Source organism: Massilia pinisoli, assembly GCF_024753285.1.
Lineage (GTDB): Bacteria > Pseudomonadota > Gammaproteobacteria > Burkholderiales > Burkholderiaceae_D > Telluria > Telluria pinisoli.
In genome coordinates this window covers 122,873-149,100 of the sequence record NZ_JANUGW010000012.1, presented here as the reverse complement: position 1 = coordinate 149,100, position 26,228 = coordinate 122,873, and the positions used below count along the sequence as shown (strand labels likewise).

Below are 26,228 nucleotides of genomic sequence, written 5' to 3'. Positions count from 1 at the left end.
AAGGCTCCTTGGGAGGAGCCTGGGTTCGGGGTGCTTGTCAGCGCAAGGGCGCTGTGGCGACGTCCTTGTCCACAAGGGCGGGATCGGTGAGATCGCCCTCCCACTTCGCAACGACGGCGGTGGCGATGCCGTTGCCGATCACGTTCGTGGCCGAGCGGCCCATGTCGAGGAAGTGGTCGATGCCGAGCAGCAGGAGCAGGCCGGCTTCGGGGATGTGGAACTGGTTCAGCGTGGCGGCAATGACGACGAGTGAGGCGCGCGGCACGCCGGCCATGCCCTTCGACGTCAGCATCAGCACGAGCATCATTGTGATCTGCGTGGACAGCGCCAGTTCCATGCCATATGCCTGGGCGATGAAGACGGATGCGAACGTGCAGTACATCATCGAGCCGTCCAGGTTGAACGAATAACCGATCGGCAGCACGAACGCGGCCAGGCGGTTCTTGACGCCGAAGCGCTCCAGGCCTTCCAGCGTCTTCGGATACGCGGCTTCCGACGATGCGCAGGTGAACGCGAGGATCGTGGGTTCGCGCAGCAGGCCCAGGAGCTTGAACAAGCGCGGGCCGACGAACAGGACGCCGATCGTGATCAGGAGGGCCCACAGCAGCACGATGCCGAGGTAGAACTCGCCCATGAATTTGCCGTAGGTGGCGAGCACGCCCAGACCACTCGTGGCGACGACACCCGCGACGGCCGCGAACACGGCGAACGGCGCGAAGTTCATCACGTAGCCCGTCACTTTCAGCATGATGTGGGCGGCGCCGTCGATGGCGTCGATCAGCGGCGTGGCGCGCGCGCCCACGGCGGCGGCGCCGGTGCCGAAGAAGATCGAGAAGATCACGATCTGCAGGATCTCGTTCTTGGCCATGCCGTCGGCGATCGACGTCGGCACGAGGTGGGTGATGAAGTCTTTCAGCGTCAGGCCGGACGCGGTGATGCCCGACGATGCGCTCGTTGCAGGCAGCGTGCCGGACAGCGCCATCGCGTCACCCGGGCGGAACAGGTTCACGAGGATCAGGCCCAGCGTGAGCGAGAGGACGGAAGCGACGATGAACCAGCCCAGCGCCTTGACGCCGATGCGGCCGACTTCAGCCGCATTGCCCATCTTGGCGATGCCGACGACGAGCGTGGAGAACACGAGCGGCGCGATGATCATCTTGATCAGGCGGAGGAACAGAGTCGTGACCAGCGACATGATGTCGGCGAAGCCCTTCGGGTCGGCGAGACTCGTGTTCGCCACGTAGCCGGTGGCGATGCCGAGGACCAGGCCCACGAGGATCCAGGTGGTGAGGCGGTTTCTTTTGTTCATAAATTTCCTCTGGGGTGGCGGCGCAGGGGAGATCATCCGTCCTGTTCCGATGCCATGGCACAATCTCGTGCAAGATCAGGGAGTTGCCGGGTATCTTGTGCTGATGATATTGACAAGTCCCGGCAGTATCGTTGCCGATCATGGTGCTGTCAAGCACGCCCGCAGGCGGGCAAATAAGCAACACGGATTCTTGGAAAAATGCTCGATAAATAATCTGAATTTTTGGAAAGCACGTTCAATGATCGTCATCGACAATGTCAGTAAGTGGTACGGGCCCTTTCAAGTGTTGCGCGATTGCACCACACGCGTGGCGCGCGGCGAGGTGGTGGTCGTGTGCGGACCGTCCGGCTCCGGCAAGTCGACGCTCATCAAGGCCGTCAACGGGCTCGAGCCGTTCCAGCAGGGGACGATCCACGTGGACGGCACGTCCGTCGGCGATCCGGCCACGCACCTGCCGGCGCTGCGCGCGCGCATCGGCATGGTGTTCCAGAATTTCGAGCTGTTCCCGCACCTGTCCGTGCGCGACAACCTGACGCTCGCGCAGGTCAAGGTCTTGAAACGCTCGCGCGACGAGGCGACGGCGAACGGCCTGAAATACCTCGACCGCGTGGGCCTGCTTGCGCACCAGGACAAGTTCCCTGCCCAGCTGTCGGGCGGCCAGCAGCAGCGCGTGGCGATCGCGCGGGCGCTGGCGATGGACCCCGTCGCGATGCTGTTCGACGAGCCCACGTCCGCGCTCGACCCCGAGATGGTGGGCGAGGTGCTCGACGTGATGACGGGCCTCGCGCAGGACGGCATGACGATGATGGTCGTGACGCACGAGATGGGTTTCGCGCGCCGCGTGGCGGACCGCGTCGTGTTCATGGACGAGGGCAGCATCGTCGAGGAGGGCGCCGCGGATGCGTTCTTCGCGGCGCCGGCATCCGACCGTGCGCGCGAATTCCTGGCCCGGATCCTCCATTGATCACATATTGCGCAACACCAGGCTCGTCCCGCCCGCGATCAGCACGAGCCACACGACCTGCTTGATGCGCTCCGCCGGCAGCCACTGGTGCAGCCGGTTGCCGACGTACAGTCCGCCCAGCGCGAACGGCAGCAGCACGCCGACCAGCAACGGCAGCGCCGGCTGGCTGTACAGGCCCGCGCCCGTGAACAGCACGAGGCGGGAGACGGCGCTGAAGAACAGCACGCCGCTGAGCGTGGCGCGCAGGACGGTCTTGTCGTCCAGGCGGCCCGTGAGGAAGATCGTGTAGAACGGCCCGCCCGTGCCGAACAGCGCCGTGAACAGGCCGCCGACGACGCCGAACGGCCCGGCCCACGCGGGCGCGAGCGTCCGCGGCTTGCGGTGCACGAGCAGGCTCCACGCCGAATAGGTCAGGATGAAGAGGCCCAGCACGACGAGCAACGTGCGCTCCGGCGCGTGCACGAGCGCGAGCACGCCGACGGCCATGCCGGCCACCATGAACGGAATCAGGCGCAGCGCCTCGCGCTTTTCGATGAAGCGCCGGTTCTTCAGGCCCAGCAGCACGTTCGAGACGAGGTCGAACACGAGCATCAGCGGCACCGCCGTGCGCAGCGGAATGAACAGCACGAGCAGCGGCATCGCCGTTACGGACGAGCCGAAGCCCGTGAGGCCGAGCACCGTGTAGCCGAACACGATGATGAGTGCCAGCTGGGCGAGCGTGAGCATGTCGAACGTCATGTTTGCGCGGGCGGGTTGACGATACGACGATTCTAGCCTTATTGGATATTTTCGTTCTGTATTGCAATGTATCGTGCGCACCTGGAAAGCATGCCGGACGCGGGGCGTGCAGGTAAAATGTCGGGGTTCGCAATCCGAGAGCTGCCATGTCCACCATCGAATCCCCCGCCTCCATCACCATCACCCGTCCCGACGACTGGCACCTGCACCTGCGCGACGGCGCCGCGATGGCCAGCGTGCTGCCGCACACCGCGCGCCAGTTCGCCCGCGCCATCGTCATGCCGAACCTGAAGCCGCCCGTCACGACGGCCGCGCTGGCCGCCGAATACCGCGCCCGCATCCTGGCCGCGCTGCCTGCTAGTATGTCGTTCGAGCCGCTGATGACGTTGTATCTGACTGACAACACGGAACCCGACGAAATCCGCCGCGCCCGCGACACGGGTTTCATCCACGGCGTGAAACTGTACCCGGCCGGCGCGACGACGAATTCCGCCGCGGGCGTCACCGACCTGAAGAAGTGCTACAAGACGCTGGAAGTGATGCAGGAACTGGACATGCCGCTGCTGACGCACGGCGAAGTGACGGACCAGCACATCGACCTGTTCGACCGCGAAGCCGTGTTCATCGAGCGCGTGATGCGTCCGCTGCGCCGCGACTTCCCGGAACTGCCGATCGTCTTCGAGCACATCACGACGAAGGACGCGGCCGAATACGTGGCGGAGGCCGAGGGCCCGATCGCCGCGACGATCACGGCGCACCACCTGCTGTACAACCGCAACGAGATCTTCCGCGGCGGCATCCGCCCGCACTACTACTGCCTGCCGGTGCTGAAGCGCGAGGAACACCGCCTGGCGCTGGTGACGGCGGCGACGAGCGGCGACGAGCGCTTCTTCCTCGGCACCGACTCCGCGCCGCACGCCGTGCACACGAAGGAATCGAGCTGCGGCTGCGCCGGCTGCTACACGGCACTGCACGCGATGGAGCTGTACACCACCGCCTTCGAACAGGCCGGCGCACTGGATAAGCTGGAAGCGTTCGCGAGCCTGAACGGCCCGGCGTTCTACGGCCTGCCCGTCAACGAAGGCACGATCACGCTGGCGCGCGAGACATGGAGCCTGCCGCCGACGGTGCCGATGGGCGAGCACGACCTCGTGCCGCTGAACGCGGGCGAACAGATCGGCTGGAAGATGCTGTAACGGATGTTCCCGGAACGGATGTTCCCGGAACGGATGTTCCCGGAGATCGACTGGATGCGGCCGTGGTACGACGCGGTCCGTCCCGCTGTCGAAGGCCTCACCGACGGTCCGTTCATCGAGGCCTTCAATGCGAATGCGGCGCGGCTCGGGCTCGTCAACGAGCAGGGCCAGCCCATCCGCTTCGTGCCCCAGGCCGCGCTGCCGGAGGGCACGGCGTACGAAGCGTTCATCGGGGCGACGGGCTGCGTGCCCACGCGCGAGAACCTGCACGATTTCTTCAACGGCCTCGTGTGGCAGACCTTCCCCCGCATCAAGCGTGAATTGAACGCGCTCCAGGCCGCCCAGATCGCGCAGGCCGGCGTCGGCAAATCGCGCGGGCCGGCGCGCGACGCGGCCACCATCTTCGACGAGAACGCGGCCCTGCTCATCGTGCGCGATGGCGCTGCCGGGCGCGCGCTCGTCGACGACCTGCGCGCGCACCGCTGGCGCGAAGCGCTGTACGACCGGCGCGCGCTGTTCGGGCGTGACGCCGAGCTGTGGCTGTTCGGGCACGCGCTGATGGAAAAGCTCGTCGCGCCGCGCAAGGCGATCACGGCCCATGTGCGCGTCGTGGTCGCCGGCGACGATTTTTTTGCGCTCGACCGCGCCGGGCGCCGCGACTGGATCGATGCCGCGGTGTCCAACGCGATAGCGGCCGAGGGCTTGTCCACGGCCGGCTTCACGCCGCTGCCCGTATTGGGCGTGCCCGGCTGGTGGCCGGACCAGAATGAAGCGTTTTATCTCGACCACACCGTGTTCCGGCCCAGGCGGCCGGCCAGTCATACCGAAGGAGGACACCATGACCGATAAGGTACGTTGGGGCATCCTTGGCACGGGCAAGATTGCCAAGGCATTCGCCACCGCACTCAAGGACACGCCGGACGGCCAACTGGCCGGCGTCGGCTCGCGCAACCTCGCGAGTGCCGAACACTTCACGCGCGAATTCGGCGGGACGGCGTACGGCTCGTACGCGGACCTCGTGCAGGCCGCCGACGTGGACCTCGTCTACGTCGCCACGCCGCTTCCCGTGCATTACGAGAACGTGCGCCTGGCGCTCGAGGCGGGCAAGGGCGTGCTGTGCGAAAAAGCGTTTACCGTCAACCGCCGCCAGGCAGAAGAACTGGTGACGCTCGCGCGCGCAAACAACCTGTTCCTGATGGAGGCGATGTGGACGCGCTTCCTGCCCGCGCTGGCCGAGGTGCGCCGCATCGTCGACTCGGGCGAGATCGGCACCGTGCGTCAGTTGCACGCGGACCTCGGCTTCAAGGCCGACGTGGGGCCGGAGCACCGCCTTCTGAATCCCGAGCTGGGCGGCGGCGCGCTGCTCGACATGGGCGTCTATGTGCTGTCGATCGCCATGGCGCTGCTGGGCCCCGTCGATTCCGTGCTGGCCCAGGCCGACTTCGGCCCGACGGGCGTCGACGAACAGACGGGCATCCTGCTGCGCCACCGCGGCGGCGGCATGTCCGTCTGCAGCTGCTCGTTGCGCGCGCGCCTGTCGAGCGAGTTGACGATCGCAGGCGAGCGGGGCCACGTACGCATGAACACGATGTTCTACCGCACCCAGACGGTGACGGTCGTCCGCGCCGACGGCATCTCCCGCACCGTGCCCACGCCTTACCTCGGCAACGGCTATGTGCACGAGGCGGTCGAGGCGCAGCGCTGCTGGCGCGCGGGCCTCGTGGAAAGCCCGCGCATGACCCATGCCGACACGCTGGCGCTGATGGGCCTGATGGACGAGATCCGGCGCCAGATCGGGCTGACGTACGCGGCCGACCAATCGATGACAACCAAGGAGAACCCATGAAACGTGATCCCCGTTCGACCAGCCGCATGCGGCGCCTGAATGCCCGCCAGCGCAAGAAGCTGCGCGTCGGCGAATTCCAGGAGCACTGCTTCGACGTCGAACTCGTGTTCCACAGCCCGATGCGTGGCGAGCCGTATCACGACTTCATCCACGATTTCTTCGGCGCGCTGGAAGAGCGGGGCCTGCTCGGCGGCGGCTTCGGCGGCCTCGAGCCGTTCAGCGAGACGGAGGGCGTGGTCGCCCGCATCGAGCGCGGCTCGCCCAGCGAGGCAGACCGCGAGGCCGTGATCGCGTGGCTGCGCGCGCGGCCGGAAGTGGTCGATGCGCGCGCGCTGGACTTCAAGGACGCGTGGCACGGCTACTCGTTCTGACCTGCGCTAAAACGGCTGAGTTGTAAGCATCTGTCAGCAGAGTAAGCGATTGTAAAGCCCGTCAACAGCCGGGTTTGCGGCCGCGTTTCAGGATCAAGTGCAACGCAAAACGACGTGCACCAACCCCAAACACTCTGAGGACCCTTCATCATGAAAAAGACCATCGCTACCCTGATCGCCGGCCTGTTCGCAACCGCTGCCTTCGCCCAGGCGCCCGCACCTGCCGCTAAGCCGGCTAACACCGCGGCCGCGGCCAAGGTCGAAGCCAAGCAGGAAAAACAGGCTGCCAAGGCGGAAGTGAAGGAAACGAAAGCCGCCGCCAAGGCCGACGTCAAGGAAGCCAAGCAGACCGCGAAAGCCGACGTGAAGGAAGCCAAGGTTGACGCCAAGGCGGACGTCAAGGAAGCCAAGGCCGACGCGAAAGAAACCAAGAAGGAAGCCAAGGCAGAGGTGAAGGAAGCGAAGGCGGATGCCAAGCATGCCAAGGCCGAGAAGAAGGCCGAGCACAAGGCAACGACCGTTGCCGCAGCGACCCCGGCACCGACCAAGTGATCTGCTCAAGTGTCACCGAAAGCCCGCGCGATGCGGGCTTTTTTCTTTGGTAGCTATCGTTCCCGATCACCAAGACTGTTGCAGTTCCTGTAAGCAACCGTCAGCGGCGTAACCGTTTGTAAAGTGCGTCAACAAACGGACAGGCGCAGCCGTTGAAGGCATAAGTGACACACAAATGATGTGCACAATGACCGATCAACTTCGAGGACCCTTCATCATGAAAAAAACCATCGCTACCCTGATCGCCGGCCTGTTCGCCACCGCAGCTTTCGCCCAGACGCCCGCCCCGGCCACGAAGCCCGCAGCGCCTGCCTCGAAGCAAGCCGTGCTGGTCAACAATGCCGACGTGAAGGCATCGAAGACCACGACCACGACCAAGGCAATGCCTGCCGACACGAAAGCGGTATCCGCCGACATGAAGGCCGCGCAAGCCGATGCGACGGCAGCCAAGACCGATGCCAAGGCAGCGAAGGCCAGCGCCAAGCACGCGAAGCACGCGACGCACAAGGTCAAGCATGCGGCCAAGACCGACACCATGAAGGACACCAGCGACACCTCCGCGGCCACGCCGGCACCGACCGAGAAGCCGGCACCGGCACCTGAAGCGACGCCGACCCCGGCGCCTGCTGCTGACGCCACGCCGGCGCCCGCACCGGCAACGACCCCTGCACCGGAAGCAGCTCCGGCGCCGGCACCTGCCGCTCCGGTCACCCAGTAACTAAGCCCGCGCGGCCGGTTGTAAGCGTTTGTAAAGCCCGTCAACAAGCCTGCAGCCGTCCGCGTTTTCAGGATCAAGTGACACGCAAACGACGTGCACCAGCCCCAACAAACTCTGAGGACTCATCATCATGAAAAAGACCATCGCCACCCTGATCGCCGGCCTGTTCGCCACCGCAGCTTTCGCCCAGACGCCGGCACCTGCCGCCACGACGACGACTGTCGCGACGCCCTCCGCCGCGAAGACCGAAGCCAACGCCGACGTGAAGGCAGCGAAAGCCGACGCGCAGGCCGCCAAGGCCGATGCGAAGGAAGCCAAGGCCAGCGCCAAGCACGCGATGCACCACAAGCACAAGGCCAAGCACCACGCCGTGAAGAAGGAAGCCGCGAAGGACACGACCGTCGCCGCCGACACGACGGCACCGGTTGCCAAGTAATCCCGCAGCCCCTCCGAAAAGCCCGCGCCATGCGGGCTTTTTTATTGCGCCTGCGGCCCCTCGCGGTGCATCGCGCGGAACAGGCCTGGGCTCATACCGAAACGGCGCGCGAAGGCTTTCGACAACTGGGCCGGCGTCGCGTAACCCGACTGCGCGGCGACCGTCTTCAGCGCCACCGTCGTCTGCAACAGGCGGCGCGCGTGGTCGAGGCGCAGCGTGTCGACGAAGCGCGCCGGCGTCTCGCCCAGCGCGTCCGTGAAGCGGCGGTGGAACGTGCGCGGCGACATCCCCGCGCGGGCCGCCAGGCTGGCCACGTCCAGCGCGTCGTCCAGGTGCGTGCGGATCCAGTCGACGAGGCCGGCGAACGGCGCGTCCGCCTTTTCCTGCGCCGCCAGCACGGTGCTGAACTGTGATTGATAGCCGGGCCGCCGCGCGTACAGCACGAGGCGCCGCGCGATCGCGTTGGCCACCGCGTCGCCCAGGTCGCGCGCGACGAGCGCCAGGCACATGTCGATGCCGGTGGTGACGCCGGCCGACGTCCACGCGCGGCCATCTTCGACGTACAGCGCGTTGGCGTCGACCTCGACGTCGGGATAGGTGCGGCCGAGGATATCGGTCGCTTCCCAATGCGTGGCGACGCGCTTGCCGTCCAGCAGGCCGCATGCCGCCAGCGCGAACGCGCCCGTGCACACGGACCCGTAGCGCCGCGCACGCGCGCACGCGCGCCGCAGCCATTCCTGCGTAGCCGCGTCCTGCGCCAACGCCTGCAGGCCGCGCTTGCTGCCGCCCGCGACGAGCACCGTGTCCAGCGCGCCCGGCCGCACGTTGGCCACCGGCGCCGTCACGAGCGCGAGGCCGCAGTTGCTCGTCACGTGACCGCCCTGCGGCGACAGGATGTGGAGGCGGTAGAACGGGCGGCCGGTGAGGTGGACGGCAGCATCGTTGGCGGCGCCGAAGACGGCGGCCGGTCCCGTGACGTCGAGCACCTGCACGCCCTCGAAGGCGAGCAGGGCGACCAGGCGGAGTCTGGATGGCATTGGCAGGATTCGACAAAAGATTGACATTGCTGCCAATGCTAGCCGCTTCCTAGAATGGCGTCATCTTTCATCGACGGAGCCTGCCATGCCCACTGCCTTGCACATCGGATTCCTGCTGTTCCCGCACGTGACCCAGCTCGACCTCACCGGTCCCGCCCAGATCCTGAGCCGCGTCCCCGGCGCGCAGATGCACCTCGTGTGGAAGACCCGCGACCCGGTGCCGACGGACGTCGGCTTCACGATCAATCCGACGACGACGTTCGCCGACTGCCCGCCGCTGGATGTGCTGTGCGTGCCGGGCGGCTTCGGCATCGAGCAGCTGTTCGGCGACGCCGAGACGCAGGCGTTCCTGCGCCGCCAGGGCGGGCAGGCACGCTACGTCACGTCCGTGTGCAACGGGTCGCTCGTGCTGGGCGCCGCCGGGCTGCTCGACGGCTACCGGTCCGCGTGCCACTGGATGTGGCTCCCGTTCCTCGCGCGCTTCGGCGCCGTGCCGGTGGCCGAGCGCATCGTGCGCGACCGCAATCGCATCTCCGGCGGCGGCGTGACGGCAGGCATCGACTTCGGCCTTGCGCTGGCGGCCGAGCTGGCCGGCGAGGATGTCGCGCGCACGATCCAGCTGGCGCTCGAATACAACCCGCAACCGCCGTTCGCGGCCGGATCGCCCGAGGGTGCGGGACCCGAGCTGGTGGCACGCTACCGCGCGATGGTGGCGCCGCGGCTGGCGCGCGTGGAGGCGGTGCTGGCGAATACGGTCGAGCTGTAAGCGTTTGTCAGGCTGGTAAGCATTTGTAAATCGCGTCAACAGTCCGGCAGGGCGGGCCGTTTTCAGGTACAAGTGACACGCGAACGTGGTCACGCAAACCCAAAACTACGAGGACCCTTCATCATGAAAAACACCATCGCCGCCCTGATCGCCGGTCTGTTCGCCACCGCCGCTTTTGCCCAGACCCCCGCCCCGGCACCGGCACCGAAGGCTGCCGCCCCGGCCGCGGTGAAGGCCGAGGCAAAGCAGGACAAGACGGCTGCGAAAGTCGAAGCGAAAGCGGATGCCAAGGAAGCGAAGGCCGAAGCGAAGGTCGATGCGAAGGACGCCAAGGACGCCAAGGTCGCCGCCAAGCATGCGAAGGCCAAGACGAAGCACGCCGCGAAATCCGCGGCCGCCAAGACCGAAGCCGCCAAGGACACCACTGTCGCCGCCGTGACCCCGGCGCCGGCCAAGTAATTCCGACCCATATCACGCAGGAGCCAACATCATGAAACGCATCATCGTCACCCTGATCGCCGGCCTGTTCGCCACCGCCGCATTCGCCCAGACTCCGGCCCCGGCGGCGCCGACCGCGCCCGATTCGGCCACGCCGCCGGCCGTCGCGAAGGCCGAAGCCGCGCACGACAAGCAGGATCCGAAAGCAGGCAAGAAGCACGTGGGCGTCGTCAAGCGCCACAAGAAGGCCGTTGCCACGACGGAGCAGAAGGATGCGAAGAAGGATGCGGCGGCCGACACGACGGCGCCGGCACCGACCAAGTAAGCCGCGTACCGGCACCATGAAAAATGGCCTGTTCTCGGGCCATTTTTTTTCAGACCCTACGAGCTCCAATGCGCTGTGCGTTTGTACGCGTCAAACCTTGAGGAATTCCTCACGTCCACCCAGCCACCGCTGCAGGTGCGCATCGACAATCGCCTCGGCTTCGGGCCGGTCGGAGTCCAGCAGCCACGCCGCCACGTCGCGCGCCTGCTCGACGATCCACTGGTCTGTCTCCAGGTTCGCGAAGCGCAGCATGGCCTGGCCCGATTGGCGCGCGCCGAGGAATTCGCCGGGACCGCGGATCTCCAGGTCGCGCCGCGCGATCTCGAAGCCGTCCGTCGTTTCGCGCATCGTCATCAGGCGTTGCTTGGCGACGGGGCCCAGCGGGCTCTGATACAGCAGCAGGCACACGCTGGCGGCGGAGCCCCGGCCCACGCGGCCGCGCAGCTGGTGCAGCTGCGACAGGCCGAAGCGCTCCGCGTGCTCGATCACCATCAGCGATGCATTCGGCACGTCCACGCCCACCTCGATCACGGTCGTCGCCACGAGCACGTGCACGTCGCCCGCGGAAAACGCGTCCATGATCACCTGCTTCTCCGCCGGCTTCATGCGGCCGTGCACGAGGCCCACGACGAGGTCGGGCAGGGCGGCGGCCAAGGTCTCGTACGTCTCGGTGGCCGTCTGCAGCTGCAGCGCTTCCGATTCCTCGATCAGCGGGCAGACCCAGTACGCCTGCCGGCCTTCCTGCGCGGCCGCGTGCACGCGCTCGATCACTTCGTCGCGCCGGTTCTGGTCGATGGCGCGCGTGACGATGGGCGTGCGGCCCGGCGGCAGCTCGTCGATGACGGACACTTCCAGGTCGGCGTAATACGTCATCGCCAGCGTGCGCGGGATCGGCGTCGCCGACATCATCAGCTGGTGCGGCACCAACCCATCGCTGCCCTTGTTGCGCAAGGTGAGGCGCTGGCCGACGCCGAAGCGGTGCTGTTCGTCGACGAGCACGAGGCCCAGCTTCGCGAACTGCACGGAGTCCTGGATGAGGGCGTGCGTGCCGATCACGAGCTGCGCTTCGCCCGATTCCGCCATCTCGCTGGCCGCCGTTTTTTCCTTCTTTTTCAGGCTGCCCGTCAGCCACGCGACCTTCACGCCCAGCGGTTCCATCCACGCGGCGATCTTGCGGAAGTGCTGCTCGGCCAGGATCTCCGTCGGCGCCATCAGCGCGGCCTGGTAGCCGCTGTCGATGGCCTGGGCGGCCGCGAGCGCGGCGACGACCGTCTTGCCGCTGCCGACGTCGCCCTGCAGCAGGCGCTGCATCGGATAGTCCTCGCGCAGGTCGCGGCGGATTTCTTCGACGACGCGCTGCTGCGCGTTGGTCAGCTTGAACGGCAAGGCTTCCAAAAACGACGACGACAATGTGCCGACCGCACCCAGCACCGGCGCCCCTTTTTCGCGGCGCGCCTGCTGCGCGCGCTTCAGCGACAACTGCTGCGCGAGCAGTTCGTCGAACTTCACACGCGTCCACGCGGGGTGGCTGCGTTCCGTCAGCGCATGCTCGTCGACGTCCGGCGGCGGGTAGTGCAGCAGCCGGACGGCCGGCTGGAACTCGGCCAGGTTCAGCTTCTCGCGCACGGCGCGCGGCACGGTGTCGGTCCAGTCCACGCGCTTCATCGCGTCCGCGATCGCGCGCCGCAGCACGGTCTGCGACAAGCCTTCGCCGGATGGATACACGGGCGTGAGCGAGTTGGGCAGCGGCGCCCCCTCGTTGACGATCTTGTAGACCGGGTGGACCATCTCGGCGCCGAAGAAGCCGTGCCGTACCTCGCTGCGCGCACGCACGCGCGTGCCCTCGGCCAGTTGCTTGACCTGGCTGCCGTAGAAATTCATGAAGCGCAGCTGGATATCGGACGTCTCGTCGGCGATGGTCACCAGCAGCTGGCGTCGCGGCTTGTAGGCGATCTCGTTCTTCGTGACGACGCCTTCGACCTGCGACACGTGGCCGCCGCGCAGGCAGGCTTCGCGGATGGGCACGATCTGCGTCTCGTCCTCGTAGCGCATCGGCAGGTGCAGCACGAGATCCATGTCCGTGCGCAGGCCCAGCTTGGCGAGCTTGCTCTCGATGCTTTTCGGTGCTGGCTTGGCGGCGGCGTTGGCCGCCGGTTTGGCATTCGTGGCTGGCATGACGGTTCGTTGGGGCGTGTTGTCGGCTTATCAGTATTTGCGCATAACGGGTATGGCCTGCGCCCGCCGGCTGAAATCCGGGTGTAAAATAATGGGTTCGCCGCACGCTGTAGCCCGTATTGTAAGGCGCCGGCACCAGTTTTTCCCAGCCAAGATGAGCAAAACGTACTCCCTCTCCGACTTCGACTTCGACCTGCCGCCCGAGCGCATCGCCCAGGTGCCGCTGCCCGACCGCAGCGCGTCGCGCCTGCTGCAACTGGACGGCGACCGCATCACCGACCGTCATTTCTCCGACATCGTCGACCGGCTTGCCGCCGGCGACACGCTCGTGATGAACAACACGAGGGTGCTGAAGGCGCGCTTCTTCGGCCAGAAGGATACGGGGGGCCAGGTCGAGGTGCTCGTCGAGCGCGTGCTCGACCCGCGCACGGTGCTCGCGCAGGTGCGCGCGTCGAAGTCGCCGAAGGCCGGCTCGCGCATCCGCCTGGCGGACGCATTCGACGTGGGCGTCGGCGAACGCGCCGGCGAATTCTTCACCTTGCATTTCGACGGCGACGTGTTCGAGCTGATCGAAGCGCACGGCCGCCTGCCGCTGCCGCCGTACATCGAGCACGATGCCGACGACTTCGACGAGCAGCGTTACCAGACCGTCTATTCGAAAGAACCGGGCGCCGTCGCCGCGCCGACCGCGGGCCTGCACTTCGACGAGGCGCTGCTCGCGAAGGTCGCGGCGAAAGGCGTGCGCATCGCGTACGTCACCCTGCACGTGGGCGCCGGCACGTTCCAGCCCGTGCGCGTGGAAAACCTCGCCGAGCACAAGATGCACAGCGAGTGGTACACGATCCCGCAAGAGACCGTCGACGCCGTGCGCGCCGCGCAGCAGGCCGGCCGCGACGTGGTCGCCGTCGGCACGACGTCGCTGCGCGCGCTGGAATCGGCATCGCAGTCGGGCGAACTCGTGGCCGGCAGCGGCGACACGAATCTGTTCATCACGCCGGGCTACGCCTTCAAGACGGTCACGCGCCTGATCACGAACTTCCACCTGCCCAAGTCGACGCTGATGATGCTCGTCTCGGCCTTCGCCGGCTACGACGAGATCCGCAAGGCCTACGCGCACGCGATCGCCAGCGAATACCGCTTCTTCAGCTACGGCGACGCGATGCTGCTGACGACGCACTCACGCGCAACCAAGAATTGAACCCATGCTCGAATTCACCCTCCTCAAGAAAGACACGAGCGGCCTGTCGCACGCGCGGCGCGGCCGTCTGAAACTGAACCACGGCACCATCGAGACGCCCATCTTCATGCCCGTCGGGACCTATGGCTCCGTCAAGGCGATGGCGCCGAACGAGCTGAAGGAAGTCGGTTCGCAGATCATCCTCGGCAACACGTTCCACCTATGGCTGCGCCCGGGCACGAACGTCATGGACAAGTTCGGCGGCCTGCACGGCTTCATGGGCTGGGACAAGCCGATCCTCACGGACTCCGGCGGCTTCCAGGTGTTCTCGCTGGGCGCGATGCGCAAGATCACGGAAGAGGGCGTGAAGTTCGCGTCGCCGATCGACGGCTCCCGGCTGTTCCTGTCGCCGGAGATCTCGATGCAGATCCAGCGCTCGCTGAACTCCGACATCGTCATGCAGTTCGACGAGTGCACGCCGTACGAGATCGACGGCCGTCCCGCGACGGCCGAGGAAGCGGCGAAGTCGATGCGCATGTCGCTGCGCTGGGCCCAGCGCTCGATGAACGAATTTAACAAGGGCGAGAACCCGAACGCGCTGTTCGGCATCGTCCAGGGCGGCATGTACGAGCGCCTGCGCGACGAGTCGCTGGCCGGCCTGGAAGAGATCGACTTCCCGGGCCTGGCCATCGGCGGCCTGTCGGTGGGCGAGCCGAAGGAAGACATGATGCGCGTGCTGCAGCACGTTGGCCCGCGCCTGCCGGAGAACAAGCCGCACTACCTGATGGGCGTGGGCACGCCGGAAGACCTCGTGGAGGGCGTGGCGAACGGTGTCGACATGTTCGATTGCGTGATGCCGACCCGGAACGCGCGCAACGGCTGGCTGTTCACCCGCTTCGGCGACCTCAAGATCAAGAACGCCCGCTACAAGGACGACCAGGCGCCGCTGGACGAGTCGTGCTCGTGCTACTGCTGCAAGAATTTCTCGCGCGCTTATCTGCACCACCTGCACCGGTCGAAGGAAATCCTCGGGGCGCGGCTGAATACCATCCATAACCTGCATTACTACCTGAACCTCATGCAGGAGATCCGCGACGCGATCGATGCGGACCGGTTCAATGAGTTCCGCGTCCAGTTCAATGCGGACCGCGCCCGCGGCGTCTGATCGACCGCTGGTTGGACGCGTGGACGGCAAAGCCGTCCACCCTACGGTAGGGTGGACCGGGGCGCGCAGCCGGGTCTCCCGTCCACGCGTCCAACCGCCGTATGCACACCAAATTAATTTTCCGATAACTCTTGCATTCGTGCATTGCCGTTCCCACATGGCGGGAAACTGGCTGTTGACACTTTGCCGGTGCTAGAATACAGCGCTTGTTTTTTCACTTATACAATCGGAGTCCTTGTGTTCATTTCCAACGCGTACGCGCAAACCGCCGGTGCCGCCGATCCGGGTCTGATGGGCAACCTCACCACGTTCGCCCCGCTGGTCCTGATGTTCGTGGTCATGTATTTCCTCATGATCCGTCCGCAGCAAAAGCGCCAGAAAGAGCTGAAATCGATGATGGATACGCTGGCCAAGGGCGACGAAGTGATCACGGTCGGCGGCATGCTGGGCCGCGTGACCAAGGTCACCGACACCTATGTCAACATCGAAGTGGCTGCCGGTACCGAAGTGGTCGTGCAGAAGAACGCCGTGACCGCGCTGCTGCCGAAGGGCACGCTCAAGTCCTTGTAATGCCGGCCGCGCGGCCCGCGCCGCGCTCCGCCCGATCCTGAACGCTGGAGCATCATGAATCGTTACCCCCTCTGGAAATACATACTGATCCTTGTCGCAGTACTGGTCGGCCTGCTGTACACGGCGCCGAACTATTTCGGCGATTCGCCGGCGTTGCAGGTGACGACGTCCAAGGCGACGGTCAAGGTCACCAGCGACACGGCCGGCAAGGTCGCAGATGCGCTCAAGCGCGAAGGCATCCCCGCCGACGCCGTGAGTCTGGACGGTTCGGGCGACAGCGCGTCCGTGCGTGCGCGCTTCGCGACGCCGGACGCCCAGTTCAAGGCGAAGGCGGCGCTCGAGCGCGACCTGAACCGCGACCCGACGGACCCCGACTACATCGTCACCGTCAACCTGGTCAAGAATACGCCCGCGTGGATGCAGGCGCTGCACGCCAAGCCGTTGAATCTGGGCCTCGACCTGCGCGGCGGCGTGCACTTCCTGCTGCAGGTGGATGCCAAGGCCGTGCAGGAGACCCGCATCAAGAGCGTCCTGTCCAGCGTCCGCAGCGAGCTGCGCGAGAAGAACATTCGCCACGCCGGCATCGACCGCGTCGGCAACAACGTCGTGGTCAATTTCCGCGATGAGGCCACCCGTACGCAGGCGCACAACGTGCTGGCCGGCCAGAATGCCGACCTGGCATTCGCCGATGCCGCCGACGGCAACGACCTGAAGCTGATCGTCACCCTGAAGCCGGCTGCGCTGCAGCGCGTGGTGGAAGAGGGCGTCAAGCAGAACATCGCGGCACTGGGAAAACGTATCAATGAACTGGGCGTCAGCGAGCCCGTGATCCAGCAACAGGGCCGCGACCGCATCGTCGTCCAGCTGCCGGGCGTGCAGGACGTCGCCCACGCGAAGGACATCATCGGCCGTACCGCCACGCTGGAATTCCGCGTGACCGACGATACCGTCACCCCGGGCACCGAGCTGTCCGCCGCGATCCCGCTGAATTCGGAACTGTTCACCGAAGGCCCGGGCGGCGCGGTCGTCGTGTCGAAGGACGTCGTCGCGACCGGCGACTCGGTCATCAACGCCGTCGCCAGCTTCGACCAGAACCAGCGTCCGGCCGTGAGCATCGAGCTGAACAGCGAGGGTGGCCGCAAGATGCGCGCCATGACCCGCGAGCGCGTCGGCAAGCGCATGGCCACGCTGCTGAAGGAAAAAGGCAAGTACTCCGTGCTGCAGGTTGCGACCATCCAGAGCGAATTCGGTTCGAACTTCCAGACGACCGGCATGGCCAGCCCGCAGGCCGCCGCCGAGCTGGCGCTGCTGCTGCGCGCCGGCGCGCTGTCCGCGCCGATGGAATTCGTCGAGGAACGCGTCGTCGGCCCGCAGCTGGGCGCCGAGAACATCGCCAAGGGCCTGCATTCCACGTTGTGGGGCTTCGTGGCGATCGCGATCTTCATGATCATCTACTACCAGCTGTTCGGCTTCTTCAGCGTCATCGCGCTGGCCTGCAACCTGCTGTTCCTGCTGGCCCTGCTGTCGATGCTGGGCGCGACCTTGACCCTGCCGGGTATCGCGGCAATCGCGCTGGCGCTCGGTATGGCGATCGACGCCAACGTGCTGATCAACGAACGGATCCGTGAGGAACTGCGCGCGGGTAACACGCCGCAGGCCGCGATCTCGGCCGGCTTCAGCCATGCCTGGGCCACGATTCTCGACTCGAACGTCACCACGCTCATCGTCGGCCTGGCACTGCTGGTGTTCGGTTCGGGCGCCGTGCGCGGTTTCGCCGTCGTGCACTGCCTCGGCATCCTGACCTCGATGTTCTCGGCCGTGTTCCTGTCGCGCGGCGTCGTGAACCTGTGGTACGGCCGCAAGAAGAAACTGGGCAAGATTGCCATCGGCACCGTGTGGAATGCGGGTGCCGCAGGGGCCGGGACGGCCGTCAAGAAAGGTTAATCGGGGTAGAACATGGAATTTTTCAAGATTAAACGGGACATCCCGTTCATGCGCCACGCGTTGATCTTCAACGTGATCTCGGCGCTGACCTTCGTCGCCGCGGTGTTCTTCCTGGTGACCAAAGGCCTGCATTTCTCGGTCGAATTCACGGGCGGTACGGTGATGGAACTGCGCTACCCGCACGCGGCCGACCAGGAGAAGATCCGCCGCAGCCTGGAAAAGCTGGGCTATGAGCAGCCGGAAGTGGTCCCGTTCGGCACCGCGCAGGACATCATGCTGCGCCTGCCGGTCCGCAAGGACGTCGCCGGTTCCGGGACGTCGGCCACCGTGTTCAACGCACTGTGCGCGGCGGAATCCGGTTCGCCGAAACAGGTTCAGCAGACCACGGACAAGGGCGAGAGCGTCACCCGCACCAGCTGCGTCAACGCGGCCGGGGCGGAAGTCGTGAGCCTGCAGCGCGTCGAATTCGTCGGCCCGCAGGTCGGCGACGAGCTGGCGCAGAACGGCTTGAACGCGCTGATCATGGTCGTCATCGGCGTGATGGTCTACCTGGCCGTGCGCTTCGAATGGAAGTTCGCCGTCGCCGCGATCGTCGCGAACCTGCACGACGTCGTCATCATCCTGGGCTTCTTCGCCTTCTTCCAGTGGGAATTCTCGCTGACCGTGCTGGCCGCCGTGCTTGCGGTGCTGGGCTACTCCGTCAACGAATCGGTCGTGATCTTCGACCGGATCCGCGAGACGTTCCGCAAGGAGCGCAAGCTGTCCGTGACCCAGGTCATCGACCACGCGATCACGAGCACGATCTCGCGTACGATCATCACCCACGGCTGTACCGAGATGATGGTCCTGTCGATGCTGTTCTTCGGCGGCCAGACGCTGCACTACTTCGCCGTCGCGCTGACCATCGGTATCCTGTTCGGTATTTACTCGTCCGTGTTCGTTGCGGCCGCCATCGCCATGTGGCTGGGCGTCAAGCGCGAAGATCTGATCAAGCCGGTCAAGCCGAAGGATGAAACGGACGGCGCCGTCGTGTAAGCCGGCCCGCCCCGACAAAGCCGCCCGGCCTGGCCGCGGCGGCTTTTGTTTTTGTGGCGCCGGTCAAAGGATGATCGCCTTGATATAGAAGATTTTTCTTTGTGTGAAGCAGCGCACAGAGTGCCCGCTCAAGGCTGCCGTACTATGGACTCGTCTCTTTCAGGACATCCCTAGTTTTGGACTTCACCCGCTCCCGCAAGGAGCGGGTTTTTTTATGCCTGTCGGGAAGGCGGTTCCGGCGGTGGCGGCAGCGGAATGCCTTCCGCGCGCGCGAGCCGCTCCAGCGCCGCTTCCAGGATCATGCGGGCTTGGCCGGCCGCGCGGTTGAGGTCCTCGTGCACTTGCGCGTCCGCATTGTTCCGCGACGCGCACTTCGCGCTGTAGCGCTCGAAACTTCCCACCATCATCAGCAGTTCCGCCATATGCCGCGGGCACTCGCACGCAAGCTTGCTGCTCGCTGCCGTGAGGTTGGCGAGCATCTCGTCGTCGAAGCGCGGGCCGGCCGGCACCATGTCTGCCGTGCGCGGCGGCAAGTGTTGTCCTTCCAGCGCTTGCCGGCACAGCGGCACCAGTTCGCCCATCTCGGACGGCACGCGCGCGACGAGCCAGCCTTCTTCCCGCAACGCCCGGATCGTGGCGCTCGAGCTGAAGCGGTACAGCACGACGACGGCCACTGCATGCAAGGCGGCGCTGGCCGCTTCGATCATCGGGATGGCCCGCTCGTCCAGCTCGGCCAGTTCGACGAGCAGGACGTCGGCGCGCAGTTCGGGCCGCGCGCAATCGGCCGGCTCGAAGCGCGAACAGCTCGCCAGGACGTTCAACGGCACGGTATCGCGCGGACTGGCGGCGATCCGGCGCGCGAGGCCCAGGCCGACGACGACGACGTCGATCGGCCTGGCCGGCATGCCGTCGCGCGACACGCCGCCGCCCAAGGTGCGTAACTCGTCCATCGACAAATGGGCCAGTTGCCCGATCGGGTGGCCCCGGTCGACCAACTGCTTCAGCACGCCGAGACGTTGCACCTGGGCCGCCGAATACAGGCGCTGGCCGTGCGCGGAGCGCCGGCTCCCGGACAGGTCGTAGCGGCGCTCCCAGACCCGCAGCGTTTCCACGGACAGGCCCGCCAGGCGTGCCGCGACGCCGCTGCGGTAGGTGATGTCGTCCGGGTGCTCGTCTTGTTTTTCGTCTTGGGCGCTCATGATGAACCGGAATTGAACTGGAATATGTTGATTATATCGGTTCAAATCGTGGACGTCTCGCCAAGCCACATCTACATTGTTAACTGTTGCGGGTCAAATCCATTCCCGCACTGTCATCCCACATATCCGACGGAGGAGTGAGCAATGAAAAAGTTCTGGCTGGTTTCCGCGTTTTTCCTGTCCTGCACCGCCGCCCACGCGGCCGATATCGTCGGCACCGCCCAGGCCGCAGGCAATTTCACGACGCTCGTCAAGGCCGTCGAAGCGGCCGGGCTCGCCGGTACGTTGCAAGGGCCGGGACCGTTCACGGTGTTCGCGCCCACCGATGAGGCGTTCGCGAAAGTGCCGAAGGCGAAACTCGATGCGCTGCTGAAGGACAAGGCCGCGCTGGCCAAGGTGTTGACCTACCACGTGGTACCGGGAAAAGTCATGGCGGCCGACGTCAAGCCGGGCATGGTGAAATCGGTCGAGGGCGCGCCGCTCACCTTCAGCGTAAAAAATGGCAAGGTTCACGTGGATAAAGCCACCGTGATCCAGGCAGACGTTCCTGCAGATAACGGTGTCATCCACGCCATCGATACGGTACTGATGCCGAAGTGATCGGCGCAGCGCGACAGCAGTCTGGTTGGGCGAACTTCATGGTGAGGTAGCCCTTGGCGCCACCTGCGGGTGGCGCTTTTTTTGTTGGTCGGCGCGCGGTGCGATGGCGCATGAATGGGATTGCGTCCTCATCCTTCCGTTGCTCTGCAAGCAACAACCTCGTACACTGGATCTTGTTGGCGCCCGCTGTTGGCCAGGAGCCATTGGTAAAGGAATCCTCCCTTCTCTTTTAGGAACTGGATTGAAAGAAATTCTTCAATACTTAGGCGCCCATATTCGGACGCTTGGCTTCAAGGGGTCAGGGCAGACTTTCCGAAAGGTTGAAGATGATTACGTCTTCGTTATCAACGTTCAGGCAAGTCGCTCAGGTGACGTTTTTTACGTGAACCTTGGCGCGCAGCCAACGTTCATCCCGGCCGAATGCGACGCTGCGTTGTCCACGCTGAAGGAATATGAATGCGTTATGAGAAGACGCGTTGGCGAGGAATGGAACTGGGATCTGAATGACGAGGCGCGTCTTGCATTGATAGGTCAGCTTGAAGCGGAACAGAAGGCATTCTTCGGAACGGTACGCGAACTCCGCACGGCAATGGCTCAAGACTCCGTCGATGAGCTGTTGCGAAAGTACAGCGTTGGCAAGCTGCCTGCGAGAGCAGCGTTACACCTAGCGAGGGCAGCCGCCTTCCTCGGTCATAGCGCCATGAGTCATGCCCTGGTGGAGCGTGGCCTGACGTTGGCGGGACCGCATGCGACTGGGTTAATCCATGATCTTCAAACGGTTGGGCAAGCGCTGCACTCTGACTGATTGTGGGGTAGGTCTCTACGCACGTTTTCGGCCGTCCGTTTTGCGGCGGTTGGGGGCATTCATCAGAGACCGCTAACGGCCCAGGCTGTGTAAAAACGCAGGCCCGACGTGACGTCCGCGGCGCCCGGCCTTCCAAAACGCTCGCTACGGCGTTTTCACGAGGTCGGGAATGGTAAAGAGACCCCTGAAAACATCATGATTTCGCGTTTTTACACAGCCTGGGCCAGAAGCGGAAGGTCAAGAATGTAGAATGCTTCGATTATTCAGGAATTTGAAAATGTCCCGTTGCGATCCTTTCGATGCAATTTCGGCCACAGTGAACCTGGACGATCCGGGACAATGGGGGAATGCACAACGCTTCATGCTCGACGCGCTGGAACGAGTTACTGCATGTCTACCCAGCAGCGCTCAAGCTGCCGTATCGGTAGCCAAAAGCCGCCTTACGGGTAGAGCAACGGTAGGCAGCGTTGCAACCACACGTGTGAAACTCTGGAGTGAAATCGAAGGGCGAGACCAAGCGGATGAGCCCGATGTGCTACGCATCAGAGCCACAATCTGTGAATTGCACGGCATCGACGAACAAACTCCAATCGATAGGCTGGCGTTCTTTCTCATGTTCTGGGAACGTAGTGGCCTCAGTATGGTGGTGCTTGCCGGAGCGATACGCGATGTTTATGACGTAATTTATAGAGTCAACTGATAGCGTCTGAGACTTGTGTACGGCGGCTGGTGACCCCGTGTCGCGACAGTCCATGATTTTTCCGTTTCGACAAGATGCCGGACTTGCAGACAAGGCTCGACCCCGAGGAGATCATACACGCCTGCACCGCCCGCGTTACCGTAACCGCTGTCTAGCCACGCTCATCAAGTCTTTCGAGACACGACCTACATGCCTATCAAAGCGAAACCCTTTGGCTGCCAGGCGCAATTCGACTGGGGCGCAGATATCCACTCCGTTGTCTACGACGGTCGCTTGTCGATACGTGTCCTTCGAAACCGCAACAATGACGATGGGATCGAGATCATATTTTCCCAAGTCGACGGCTTCAGGCTTCTAGACGAAGTCTCGCTGGCCGAGTATTGGATTGCCGAGGACTTCCCTTCGGGCTATCCCGTCCTTGAGGTACTCGATGGTGGCTGGGCAAAGGAAGAAGACAAACGCTTGGGCTATACCCAGCAGCAACGGGAGTGGATCGTTGTGACGACTGGCGCCTGCGTCAGCGTTTTCTCGAAGCACGAACCAGAGATTCGTGGCGCAACGGGCCTGTCACGCCTTTAGTCAAAATATTTAACAAATGTGAATCACCGCACAGAGCCGAAGGTAGCGGAGGACTAAGATGAACTCGTCTCTTTCAGGACATCCCTAGTTTTGGACTTGGCCCGCTCTTCGGAGCGGGCATTTTTTTGCCTACCCGGACGCACGACGAAAAAAAACGTCGTCCCTGCCTGCGCAGGAACGACGTCGGTGCTGCAGACCCGTTGCCGGGTCCGGGGAGGGAGCTTAGAAACCGTATTTCAGGCCCACGGTGTACACGTCGGCCTTGGCGCCGAAGGCCTTGTCCTTGCCGTAGCGCTCGTACTCGGCGTTCACGGCGAGGTTCTCGTTCAGCTTGTACTCGACGCCCACGCCGCCATACAGGCCCGTGTCGTAGTTGTTGACGTGCGTACCGGCGCCGTTGTCGTACTTGCGCTCGTTGTAAGCGACGCCCAGCTTGCCGTAACCGGAGAAGCGCTCGCCCAGCGGGACGTTGTACTTGCCGGCGACATAGGTACCGGAACCCTTCACGTTACCGGCGCCGACGTTTTCCTTGCCGAAGTCCGTGTAACCCGCTTCCACGCCCCAATTCTGGTCGACGTTGTAACCGCCGTAGATCTTGCCGCCGGTCTTGTAGCTGTCGGAGGTCTGGTTGTTGGCCGTGGCAGCGCCGACGCCCACGTAGGCGCGCGGTGCATTGGTCTGGGCTTGGGCGGCGCCGGCGACGGCGGAGGTGGCGATCAGTGCGAGCAGCAGTTTTTTCATGGTTCACTCCTTAGTGTTCTCGGGGCTCGCGATTCGTCGTGAATCGCAATATGGCCAAGATAGCACCATGTTTCCCTAAGAGAAGTTCTCAATCGGTAAGGAATGTAACAAGATGAAAGTAAATGACTAAAAAGTCACATATGTACGGCAGCACACCGACCGCATGGGGCGGTCGATGCCAGGCAGGGGCAGGGGATCAGGCCAGGGCGGCCGTGAGGCTGTGGACTTCGTCCTCGGATTCTTCGAGGATCGAGGAGAGCGTGCCTTCGCCGACGGCGAAGTCAATGGTGGCGCCCACTTGCACGCCGCTCACGCCCGGATCGCGTTCGAGCAGCGGCGAGGCGACGGGCGCCAAGTCGTTGGCCAGCAGCAGCGTGTCGCCCAGCGTTTCCGGAGGCAGGGCGCGCATGCCGTTCCACAGCGCTTCGATGGCGCCCATGACGGGGGCGGGCACGCCCAGCTTGAGGAGGACGCCGCGGCCGATCGCGGTCTCGCCATGTTCGATCCACTCGTCGGCACCGCCGTCCAGCAGGCCCGGGAATTCGACCGCACGCGACAGCAGGTAAAAGCCGCCGACCTCGTGCACGATGCCGGCGAACATCGCCGTTTCCGGATCGACGAACGACACGCGCCGCGCGATCACCTGGGACAGCGCGGCCACGTGGGTCGAGTGCAGCCACAACTGGTCGGCTTTCGCACGCAGCTCGGGGTCGTGGATTTCGCCCGCGAGCTGGCGCACGATGACGGCGGCGGCGAGCGCACCCAGGGTGCGGAAGCCCACGCGCGCGACGGCCGCCTTGACGTTGGTGACGTCGTTGCCGAAGCGGTTATAGGCGGCCGAGTTGGCGATGGCGACGGTGCGTGCGGCCAGCAGGGGTTCCGTCTGGACGAGGCGCGCCGCTTCGTCGATGTGGCAGTCGGGGTCGGCGAGCGCGCGCTGCAGCTTCAGCGTCGCGTCGACGTGGGTCGGAAAATGAAGGTCGCCGCGCCCGGCTTGCGCGGCAATGCTCTTGAGGGCGTCGATTCTGTCCATGGGAAAAAATTATACCCCCGGGCAGGTCGTCAGGGTTCGCTGAAAATGGCGTCGCAGCCGTCCTTCTGCTCTTCCTTGTCCTGCAGCTCGTCGCTGAGGCCCAGGTCGAACAATTCCTCGACGGCATTCATGAAGCTGTTCAGCGTGGCGGCACCGATCACGCGGTAGATGTCGCCGGCGTCGTTGCGCACGCCGATCACCATCGGTTCGTCGCGCACTTCGGCGGGCGGGGCCACGTCGAGCAACAGGTTGCCGATGATGTGTTTGTCGAAATGGGGAGGCTTTTTGCCTTCGATCAGGGCAGTCTTCATGTCATCTTTCGTCGGCGGGGACATGCCCCGCGCGGAGTTCGCCAGGCACCGCGGTCGCCAGGTCCGGCGCGTCGAGCCGGGTGCGCAGGCGGTGCAGCGCGTGGTCCAGTTGTTCGAAATCGCCGTCGCCATAATCGGCGAACAGCAGCTTGCCGTGCGCAACCACGGCCGGAAAGACCGTGTGGAACAGGGTATCGCCGGTCGCCGTCAGACGCACGAGAAACGAGCGCTTGTCGTCGCATTTGCGCACGCGTTCCACCAGGCCCTTCTGTTCGAGGCGGTCGATGACGCCGGTCAGCGTGCCCTTCGTGATCAGGGTGCGCTCGCCCAGTTCCTTGTACGTCATGCCCGGCGTGTTGCCGAGGGTGGCGATGATGTCGAATTGCGGATGCGTCAGCCCGTGCCTGCGCACCGGTTCGGCAACGAAGCGCTCGAATCCTTGCAGGCATTCGGCCAGCAGGCGCACACTCTTCAGATATCGTTCACCCATGAAACGATTATAGCCGCCAGCGCGCGCCGGCCCCAGTCTTCATCGTTGCCGCCGCGTCCGTTACCATAGCAATCTTCCCGAACTCGTGTCACTTTCATGACCCAGCATCTGCGCGGCATCCTCGCCCTCGTCGTCGTCGTCCTCGTATGGGGGACGACGTTTCCTGCGATGAAGGAATTGACCGCTTATTTTTCGCCCGTCTGGATCATCGTGACGCGCTTCGCCATCGCGACCGTCCTGCTCTCGCCCTTCCTCTGGCGCGCGCGCCGGTCGGACCTGATGCTGGGTGCGACGCTCGGCCTGCTGTTGTTCTTCTGCTACCTGTTCCAGGTGGAAGGCCTCGCGCTGACGACGTCGAACCGCAACGCCTTCATCTGCGGCCTGAACGTGCTCGTCGTGCCATTGCTGGGTCTGCTGGGCGGCCGGCTGCCGGAGCGCCGCATCGTCGTCGCGCTGCTGCTCGCGATCGCGGGGCTCGTCGCGCTATGCTGGGATGGCGGTGGCGGCTGGGGCCGCGGCGACACCCTCGCGCTGCTGGCCGCGCTCACGTTCGGCGCGTACATCAAGGTCATGGAAATCTACACGCGCCGCGCCGTGCGGCTGATGAGCGTGACGGCCGCGCAGATCGGCACAGTCGCCCTGTGCGCCGCGCTGTGGCTGGTCGCGCGCGAGGTGCCTCACGGCGTCGAGGAGGCCGCGAATTACTGGGCGCATATCGGCCACGGGCTCGCACATTACGCCCTGAACGTCGCCTACCTGGGCGTGCTGTGCACGGCCGCCATCATCTCGATGCAGACCTGGGGCCAGGCGCGCACGAGCGCCAACGAGGCGGCCGTCATCTATGCGTTCGAGCCCGGCGGCGCCGCGTTCTTCGCGTATTTCTGGCTCGGGGAGGCGATGGGTGCCCGCGGCTGGGTCGGCGCCGCATTGTTGATCTCCGGTATGATTGTCAGCCAATGGAATGCCGAGAGCCGGCCGCCCGCCGTGCTCGCCCCCGAGTGATGACCC

At 64.8% G+C, this 26,228-nt stretch carries 30 protein-coding genes; 21 read left to right on the top strand and 9 right to left on the bottom strand.

The window, feature by feature from the left end:
- Positions 1-37: 37 nt before the first annotated feature.
- A complete protein-coding gene (locus NX784_RS17275) occupies positions 38-1,309 on the bottom strand; it encodes a dicarboxylate/amino acid:cation symporter (RefSeq protein ID WP_258817929.1) in 1,272 nt (423 codons plus the stop codon).
- A gap of 238 nt (positions 1,310-1,547) precedes the next feature.
- Here NX784_RS17275 and NX784_RS17270 point away from each other — a divergent pair, with 238 nt between their 5' ends.
- A complete protein-coding gene (locus NX784_RS17270; protein WP_258817928.1) occupies positions 1,548-2,273 on the top strand; it encodes an amino acid ABC transporter ATP-binding protein in 726 nt (241 codons plus the stop codon).
- Here NX784_RS17270 and NX784_RS17265 read toward each other — a convergent pair whose 3' ends face one another.
- A complete protein-coding gene (locus NX784_RS17265) occupies positions 2,274-3,011 on the bottom strand; it encodes a sulfite exporter TauE/SafE family protein (protein ID WP_258817927.1) in 738 nt (245 codons plus the stop codon).
- Between the two features lie 146 nt (positions 3,012-3,157).
- Between NX784_RS17265 and pyrC the strand changes: the two genes are divergently transcribed.
- The 7 genes from pyrC to NX784_RS17230 all read left to right on the top strand — a co-directional run bounded on the left by pyrC (position 3,158) and on the right by NX784_RS17230 (position 8,130).
- Positions 3,158-4,207, top strand: coding sequence for a dihydroorotase (gene pyrC / locus NX784_RS17260; RefSeq protein ID WP_258817926.1), 1,050 nt, complete (start codon positions 3,158-3,160; stop codon positions 4,205-4,207).
- Positions 4,208-4,240: 33 nt separating this feature from the next.
- On the top strand, positions 4,241-5,056 hold the full coding sequence (locus NX784_RS17255) for a DUF3025 domain-containing protein (protein ID WP_258817955.1): 816 nt from the start codon (positions 4,241-4,243) through the stop codon (positions 5,054-5,056).
- A complete protein-coding gene (locus NX784_RS17250) occupies positions 5,046-6,053 on the top strand; it encodes a Gfo/Idh/MocA family protein (RefSeq protein WP_258817925.1) in 1,008 nt (335 codons plus the stop codon). Before NX784_RS17255 ends, NX784_RS17250 begins: the two co-directional genes overlap by 11 nt.
- Positions 6,050-6,424: a 50S ribosome-binding protein YggL gene (locus NX784_RS17245; protein WP_258817924.1), complete on the top strand. Its 375-nt coding sequence runs from the start codon at positions 6,050-6,052 to the stop codon at positions 6,422-6,424. Before NX784_RS17250 ends, NX784_RS17245 begins: the two co-directional genes overlap by 4 nt.
- 150 nt (positions 6,425-6,574) lie before the next feature.
- Positions 6,575-6,976, top strand: a complete 402-nt coding sequence (locus NX784_RS17240) for a hypothetical protein (protein ID WP_258817923.1) — start codon at positions 6,575-6,577, stop codon at positions 6,974-6,976.
- A 217-nt stretch (positions 6,977-7,193) separates the two neighbouring features.
- A complete protein-coding gene (locus NX784_RS17235) occupies positions 7,194-7,694 on the top strand; it encodes a hypothetical protein (RefSeq protein ID WP_258817922.1) in 501 nt (166 codons plus the stop codon).
- 130 nt (positions 7,695-7,824) lie between these two features.
- The gene (locus tag NX784_RS17230; RefSeq protein ID WP_258817921.1) at positions 7,825-8,130 is read left to right on the top strand and encodes a hypothetical protein; all 306 of its coding nucleotides are present in this window, start codon (positions 7,825-7,827) and stop codon (positions 8,128-8,130) included.
- A 41-nt stretch (positions 8,131-8,171) separates the two neighbouring features.
- Here the strand turns inward: NX784_RS17230 and NX784_RS17225 are convergent, their stop codons facing one another.
- On the bottom strand, positions 8,172-9,167 hold the full coding sequence (locus NX784_RS17225) for a GlxA family transcriptional regulator (RefSeq protein WP_258817920.1): 996 nt from the start codon (positions 9,165-9,167) through the stop codon (positions 8,172-8,174).
- Between the two features lie 85 nt (positions 9,168-9,252).
- Here NX784_RS17225 and NX784_RS17220 point away from each other — a divergent pair, with 85 nt between their 5' ends.
- The 3 genes from NX784_RS17220 (at position 9,253) to NX784_RS17210 (ending at position 10,696) form a co-directional block, all read left to right on the top strand.
- On the top strand, positions 9,253-9,933 hold the full coding sequence (locus tag NX784_RS17220) for a DJ-1/PfpI family protein (protein WP_258817919.1): 681 nt from the start codon (positions 9,253-9,255) through the stop codon (positions 9,931-9,933).
- Between the two features lie 123 nt (positions 9,934-10,056).
- Entirely contained in the window at positions 10,057-10,392 is a 336-nt protein-coding gene (locus NX784_RS17215) for a hypothetical protein (protein ID WP_258817918.1), read from the top strand.
- A 31-nt stretch (positions 10,393-10,423) separates the two neighbouring features.
- A complete protein-coding gene (locus NX784_RS17210) occupies positions 10,424-10,696 on the top strand; it encodes a hypothetical protein (RefSeq protein ID WP_258817917.1) in 273 nt (90 codons plus the stop codon).
- A gap of 90 nt (positions 10,697-10,786) precedes the next feature.
- Here NX784_RS17210 and recG read toward each other — a convergent pair whose 3' ends face one another.
- Positions 10,787-12,871: an ATP-dependent DNA helicase RecG gene (recG, locus tag NX784_RS17205; protein WP_258817916.1), complete on the bottom strand. Its 2,085-nt coding sequence runs from the start codon at positions 12,869-12,871 to the stop codon at positions 10,787-10,789.
- Positions 12,872-13,025: 154 nt separating this feature from the next.
- On the opposite strand from recG, the gene queA reads away from it, so the two are divergent.
- The 5 genes from queA to secF all read left to right on the top strand — a co-directional run bounded on the left by queA (position 13,026) and on the right by secF (position 18,762).
- The gene (gene queA / locus NX784_RS17200) at positions 13,026-14,069 is read left to right on the top strand and encodes a tRNA preQ1(34) S-adenosylmethionine ribosyltransferase-isomerase QueA (RefSeq protein ID WP_258817915.1); all 1,044 of its coding nucleotides are present in this window, start codon (positions 13,026-13,028) and stop codon (positions 14,067-14,069) included.
- Between the two features lie 4 nt (positions 14,070-14,073).
- Entirely contained in the window at positions 14,074-15,213 is a 1,140-nt protein-coding gene (gene tgt, locus NX784_RS17195) for a tRNA guanosine(34) transglycosylase Tgt (protein WP_258817914.1), read from the top strand.
- A 237-nt stretch (positions 15,214-15,450) separates the two neighbouring features.
- On the top strand, positions 15,451-15,783 hold the full coding sequence (gene yajC, locus NX784_RS17190) for a preprotein translocase subunit YajC (protein ID WP_258817913.1): 333 nt from the start codon (positions 15,451-15,453) through the stop codon (positions 15,781-15,783).
- A gap of 54 nt (positions 15,784-15,837) precedes the next feature.
- A complete protein-coding gene (gene secD, locus NX784_RS17185; protein WP_258817912.1) occupies positions 15,838-17,727 on the top strand; it encodes a protein translocase subunit SecD in 1,890 nt (629 codons plus the stop codon).
- Between the two features lie 12 nt (positions 17,728-17,739).
- Entirely contained in the window at positions 17,740-18,762 is a 1,023-nt protein-coding gene (gene secF, locus NX784_RS17180) for a protein translocase subunit SecF (protein ID WP_258817911.1), read from the top strand.
- Between the two features lie 212 nt (positions 18,763-18,974).
- Here the strand turns inward: secF and NX784_RS17175 are convergent, their stop codons facing one another.
- On the bottom strand, positions 18,975-19,961 hold the full coding sequence (locus tag NX784_RS17175; protein ID WP_258817910.1) for a MerR family transcriptional regulator: 987 nt from the start codon (positions 19,959-19,961) through the stop codon (positions 18,975-18,977).
- Positions 19,962-20,105: 144 nt separating this feature from the next.
- Between NX784_RS17175 and NX784_RS17170 the strand changes: the two genes are divergently transcribed.
- The 4 genes from NX784_RS17170 (at position 20,106) to NX784_RS17155 (ending at position 22,645) form a co-directional block, all read left to right on the top strand.
- Positions 20,106-20,561 carry a fasciclin domain-containing protein gene (locus NX784_RS17170; RefSeq protein ID WP_258817909.1) on the top strand — a complete coding sequence of 152 codons (456 nt, stop codon included), beginning with the start codon at positions 20,106-20,108 and terminating at the stop codon, positions 20,559-20,561.
- A gap of 241 nt (positions 20,562-20,802) precedes the next feature.
- Positions 20,803-21,366 carry a DUF4304 domain-containing protein gene (locus tag NX784_RS17165; RefSeq protein WP_258817908.1) on the top strand — a complete coding sequence of 188 codons (564 nt, stop codon included), beginning with the start codon at positions 20,803-20,805 and terminating at the stop codon, positions 21,364-21,366.
- Between the two features lie 250 nt (positions 21,367-21,616).
- Positions 21,617-22,066: a hypothetical protein gene (locus tag NX784_RS17160; protein WP_258817907.1), complete on the top strand. Its 450-nt coding sequence runs from the start codon at positions 21,617-21,619 to the stop codon at positions 22,064-22,066.
- Between the two features lie 189 nt (positions 22,067-22,255).
- The gene (locus tag NX784_RS17155) at positions 22,256-22,645 is read left to right on the top strand and encodes a hypothetical protein (protein ID WP_258817906.1); all 390 of its coding nucleotides are present in this window, start codon (positions 22,256-22,258) and stop codon (positions 22,643-22,645) included.
- A 222-nt stretch (positions 22,646-22,867) separates the two neighbouring features.
- Here NX784_RS17155 and NX784_RS17150 read toward each other — a convergent pair whose 3' ends face one another.
- The 4 genes from NX784_RS17150 to NX784_RS17135 form a co-directional block, all read right to left on the bottom strand.
- On the bottom strand, positions 22,868-23,386 hold the full coding sequence (locus tag NX784_RS17150; RefSeq protein WP_258817905.1) for a porin family protein: 519 nt from the start codon (positions 23,384-23,386) through the stop codon (positions 22,868-22,870).
- Between the two features lie 196 nt (positions 23,387-23,582).
- Positions 23,583-24,419 (bottom strand): HDOD domain-containing protein, encoded by an 837-nt coding sequence (locus NX784_RS17145; RefSeq protein ID WP_258817904.1) that lies wholly within the window; start codon positions 24,417-24,419, stop codon positions 23,583-23,585.
- 29 nt (positions 24,420-24,448) lie between these two features.
- Complete coding sequence (locus NX784_RS17140; RefSeq protein WP_258817903.1) at positions 24,449-24,730, bottom strand: hypothetical protein; 282 nt, start codon at positions 24,728-24,730, stop codon at positions 24,449-24,451.
- Between the two features lies 1 nt (position 24,731).
- Positions 24,732-25,220 carry a MarR family winged helix-turn-helix transcriptional regulator gene (locus NX784_RS17135; protein WP_258817902.1) on the bottom strand — a complete coding sequence of 163 codons (489 nt, stop codon included), beginning with the start codon at positions 25,218-25,220 and terminating at the stop codon, positions 24,732-24,734.
- A 96-nt stretch (positions 25,221-25,316) separates the two neighbouring features.
- Between NX784_RS17135 and NX784_RS17130 the strand changes: the two genes are divergently transcribed.
- A complete protein-coding gene (locus NX784_RS17130) occupies positions 25,317-26,222 on the top strand; it encodes a DMT family transporter (protein WP_258817901.1) in 906 nt (301 codons plus the stop codon).
- The last annotated feature ends 6 nt before the right edge of the window (positions 26,223-26,228 follow it).

Bases quoted from the DNA above. Each gene is read 5' to 3' on its own strand.
- NX784_RS17275 (WP_258817929.1), bottom strand. From the start codon at position 1,309: ATGAACAAAAGAAACCGCCTCACCACCTGGATCCTCGTGGGCCTGGTC.
- NX784_RS17270 (WP_258817928.1), top strand. From the start codon at position 1,548: ATGATCGTCATCGACAATGTCAGTAAGTGGTACGGGCCCTTTCAAGTG.
- NX784_RS17265 (WP_258817927.1), bottom strand. From the start codon at position 3,011: ATGACGTTCGACATGCTCACGCTCGCCCAGCTGGCACTCATCATCGTG.
- pyrC (WP_258817926.1), top strand. From the start codon at position 3,158: ATGTCCACCATCGAATCCCCCGCCTCCATCACCATCACCCGTCCCGAC.
- NX784_RS17255 (WP_258817955.1), top strand. From the start codon at position 4,241: ATGTTCCCGGAGATCGACTGGATGCGGCCGTGGTACGACGCGGTCCGT.
- NX784_RS17250 (WP_258817925.1), top strand. From the start codon at position 5,046: ATGACCGATAAGGTACGTTGGGGCATCCTTGGCACGGGCAAGATTGCC.
- NX784_RS17245 (WP_258817924.1), top strand. From the start codon at position 6,050: ATGAAACGTGATCCCCGTTCGACCAGCCGCATGCGGCGCCTGAATGCC.
- NX784_RS17240 (WP_258817923.1), top strand. From the start codon at position 6,575: ATGAAAAAGACCATCGCTACCCTGATCGCCGGCCTGTTCGCAACCGCT.
- NX784_RS17235 (WP_258817922.1), top strand. From the start codon at position 7,194: ATGAAAAAAACCATCGCTACCCTGATCGCCGGCCTGTTCGCCACCGCA.
- NX784_RS17230 (WP_258817921.1), top strand. From the start codon at position 7,825: ATGAAAAAGACCATCGCCACCCTGATCGCCGGCCTGTTCGCCACCGCA.
- NX784_RS17225 (WP_258817920.1), bottom strand. From the start codon at position 9,167: ATGCCATCCAGACTCCGCCTGGTCGCCCTGCTCGCCTTCGAGGGCGTG.
- NX784_RS17220 (WP_258817919.1), top strand. From the start codon at position 9,253: ATGCCCACTGCCTTGCACATCGGATTCCTGCTGTTCCCGCACGTGACC.
- NX784_RS17215 (WP_258817918.1), top strand. From the start codon at position 10,057: ATGAAAAACACCATCGCCGCCCTGATCGCCGGTCTGTTCGCCACCGCC.
- NX784_RS17210 (WP_258817917.1), top strand. From the start codon at position 10,424: ATGAAACGCATCATCGTCACCCTGATCGCCGGCCTGTTCGCCACCGCC.
- recG (WP_258817916.1), bottom strand. From the start codon at position 12,871: ATGCCAGCCACGAATGCCAAACCGGCGGCCAACGCCGCCGCCAAGCCA.
- queA (WP_258817915.1), top strand. From the start codon at position 13,026: ATGAGCAAAACGTACTCCCTCTCCGACTTCGACTTCGACCTGCCGCCC.
- tgt (WP_258817914.1), top strand. From the start codon at position 14,074: ATGCTCGAATTCACCCTCCTCAAGAAAGACACGAGCGGCCTGTCGCAC.
- secD (WP_258817912.1), top strand. From the start codon at position 15,838: ATGAATCGTTACCCCCTCTGGAAATACATACTGATCCTTGTCGCAGTA.
- secF (WP_258817911.1), top strand. From the start codon at position 17,740: ATGGAATTTTTCAAGATTAAACGGGACATCCCGTTCATGCGCCACGCG.
- NX784_RS17175 (WP_258817910.1), bottom strand. From the start codon at position 19,961: ATGAGCGCCCAAGACGAAAAACAAGACGAGCACCCGGACGACATCACC.
- NX784_RS17170 (WP_258817909.1), top strand. From the start codon at position 20,106: ATGAAAAAGTTCTGGCTGGTTTCCGCGTTTTTCCTGTCCTGCACCGCC.
- NX784_RS17160 (WP_258817907.1), top strand. From the start codon at position 21,617: ATGCTTCGATTATTCAGGAATTTGAAAATGTCCCGTTGCGATCCTTTC.
- NX784_RS17155 (WP_258817906.1), top strand. From the start codon at position 22,256: ATGCCTATCAAAGCGAAACCCTTTGGCTGCCAGGCGCAATTCGACTGG.
- NX784_RS17150 (WP_258817905.1), bottom strand. From the start codon at position 23,386: ATGAAAAAACTGCTGCTCGCACTGATCGCCACCTCCGCCGTCGCCGGC.
- NX784_RS17145 (WP_258817904.1), bottom strand. From the start codon at position 24,419: ATGGACAGAATCGACGCCCTCAAGAGCATTGCCGCGCAAGCCGGGCGC.
- NX784_RS17140 (WP_258817903.1), bottom strand. From the start codon at position 24,730: ATGAAGACTGCCCTGATCGAAGGCAAAAAGCCTCCCCATTTCGACAAA.
- NX784_RS17135 (WP_258817902.1), bottom strand. From the start codon at position 25,220: ATGGGTGAACGATATCTGAAGAGTGTGCGCCTGCTGGCCGAATGCCTG.
- NX784_RS17130 (WP_258817901.1), top strand. From the start codon at position 25,317: ATGACCCAGCATCTGCGCGGCATCCTCGCCCTCGTCGTCGTCGTCCTC.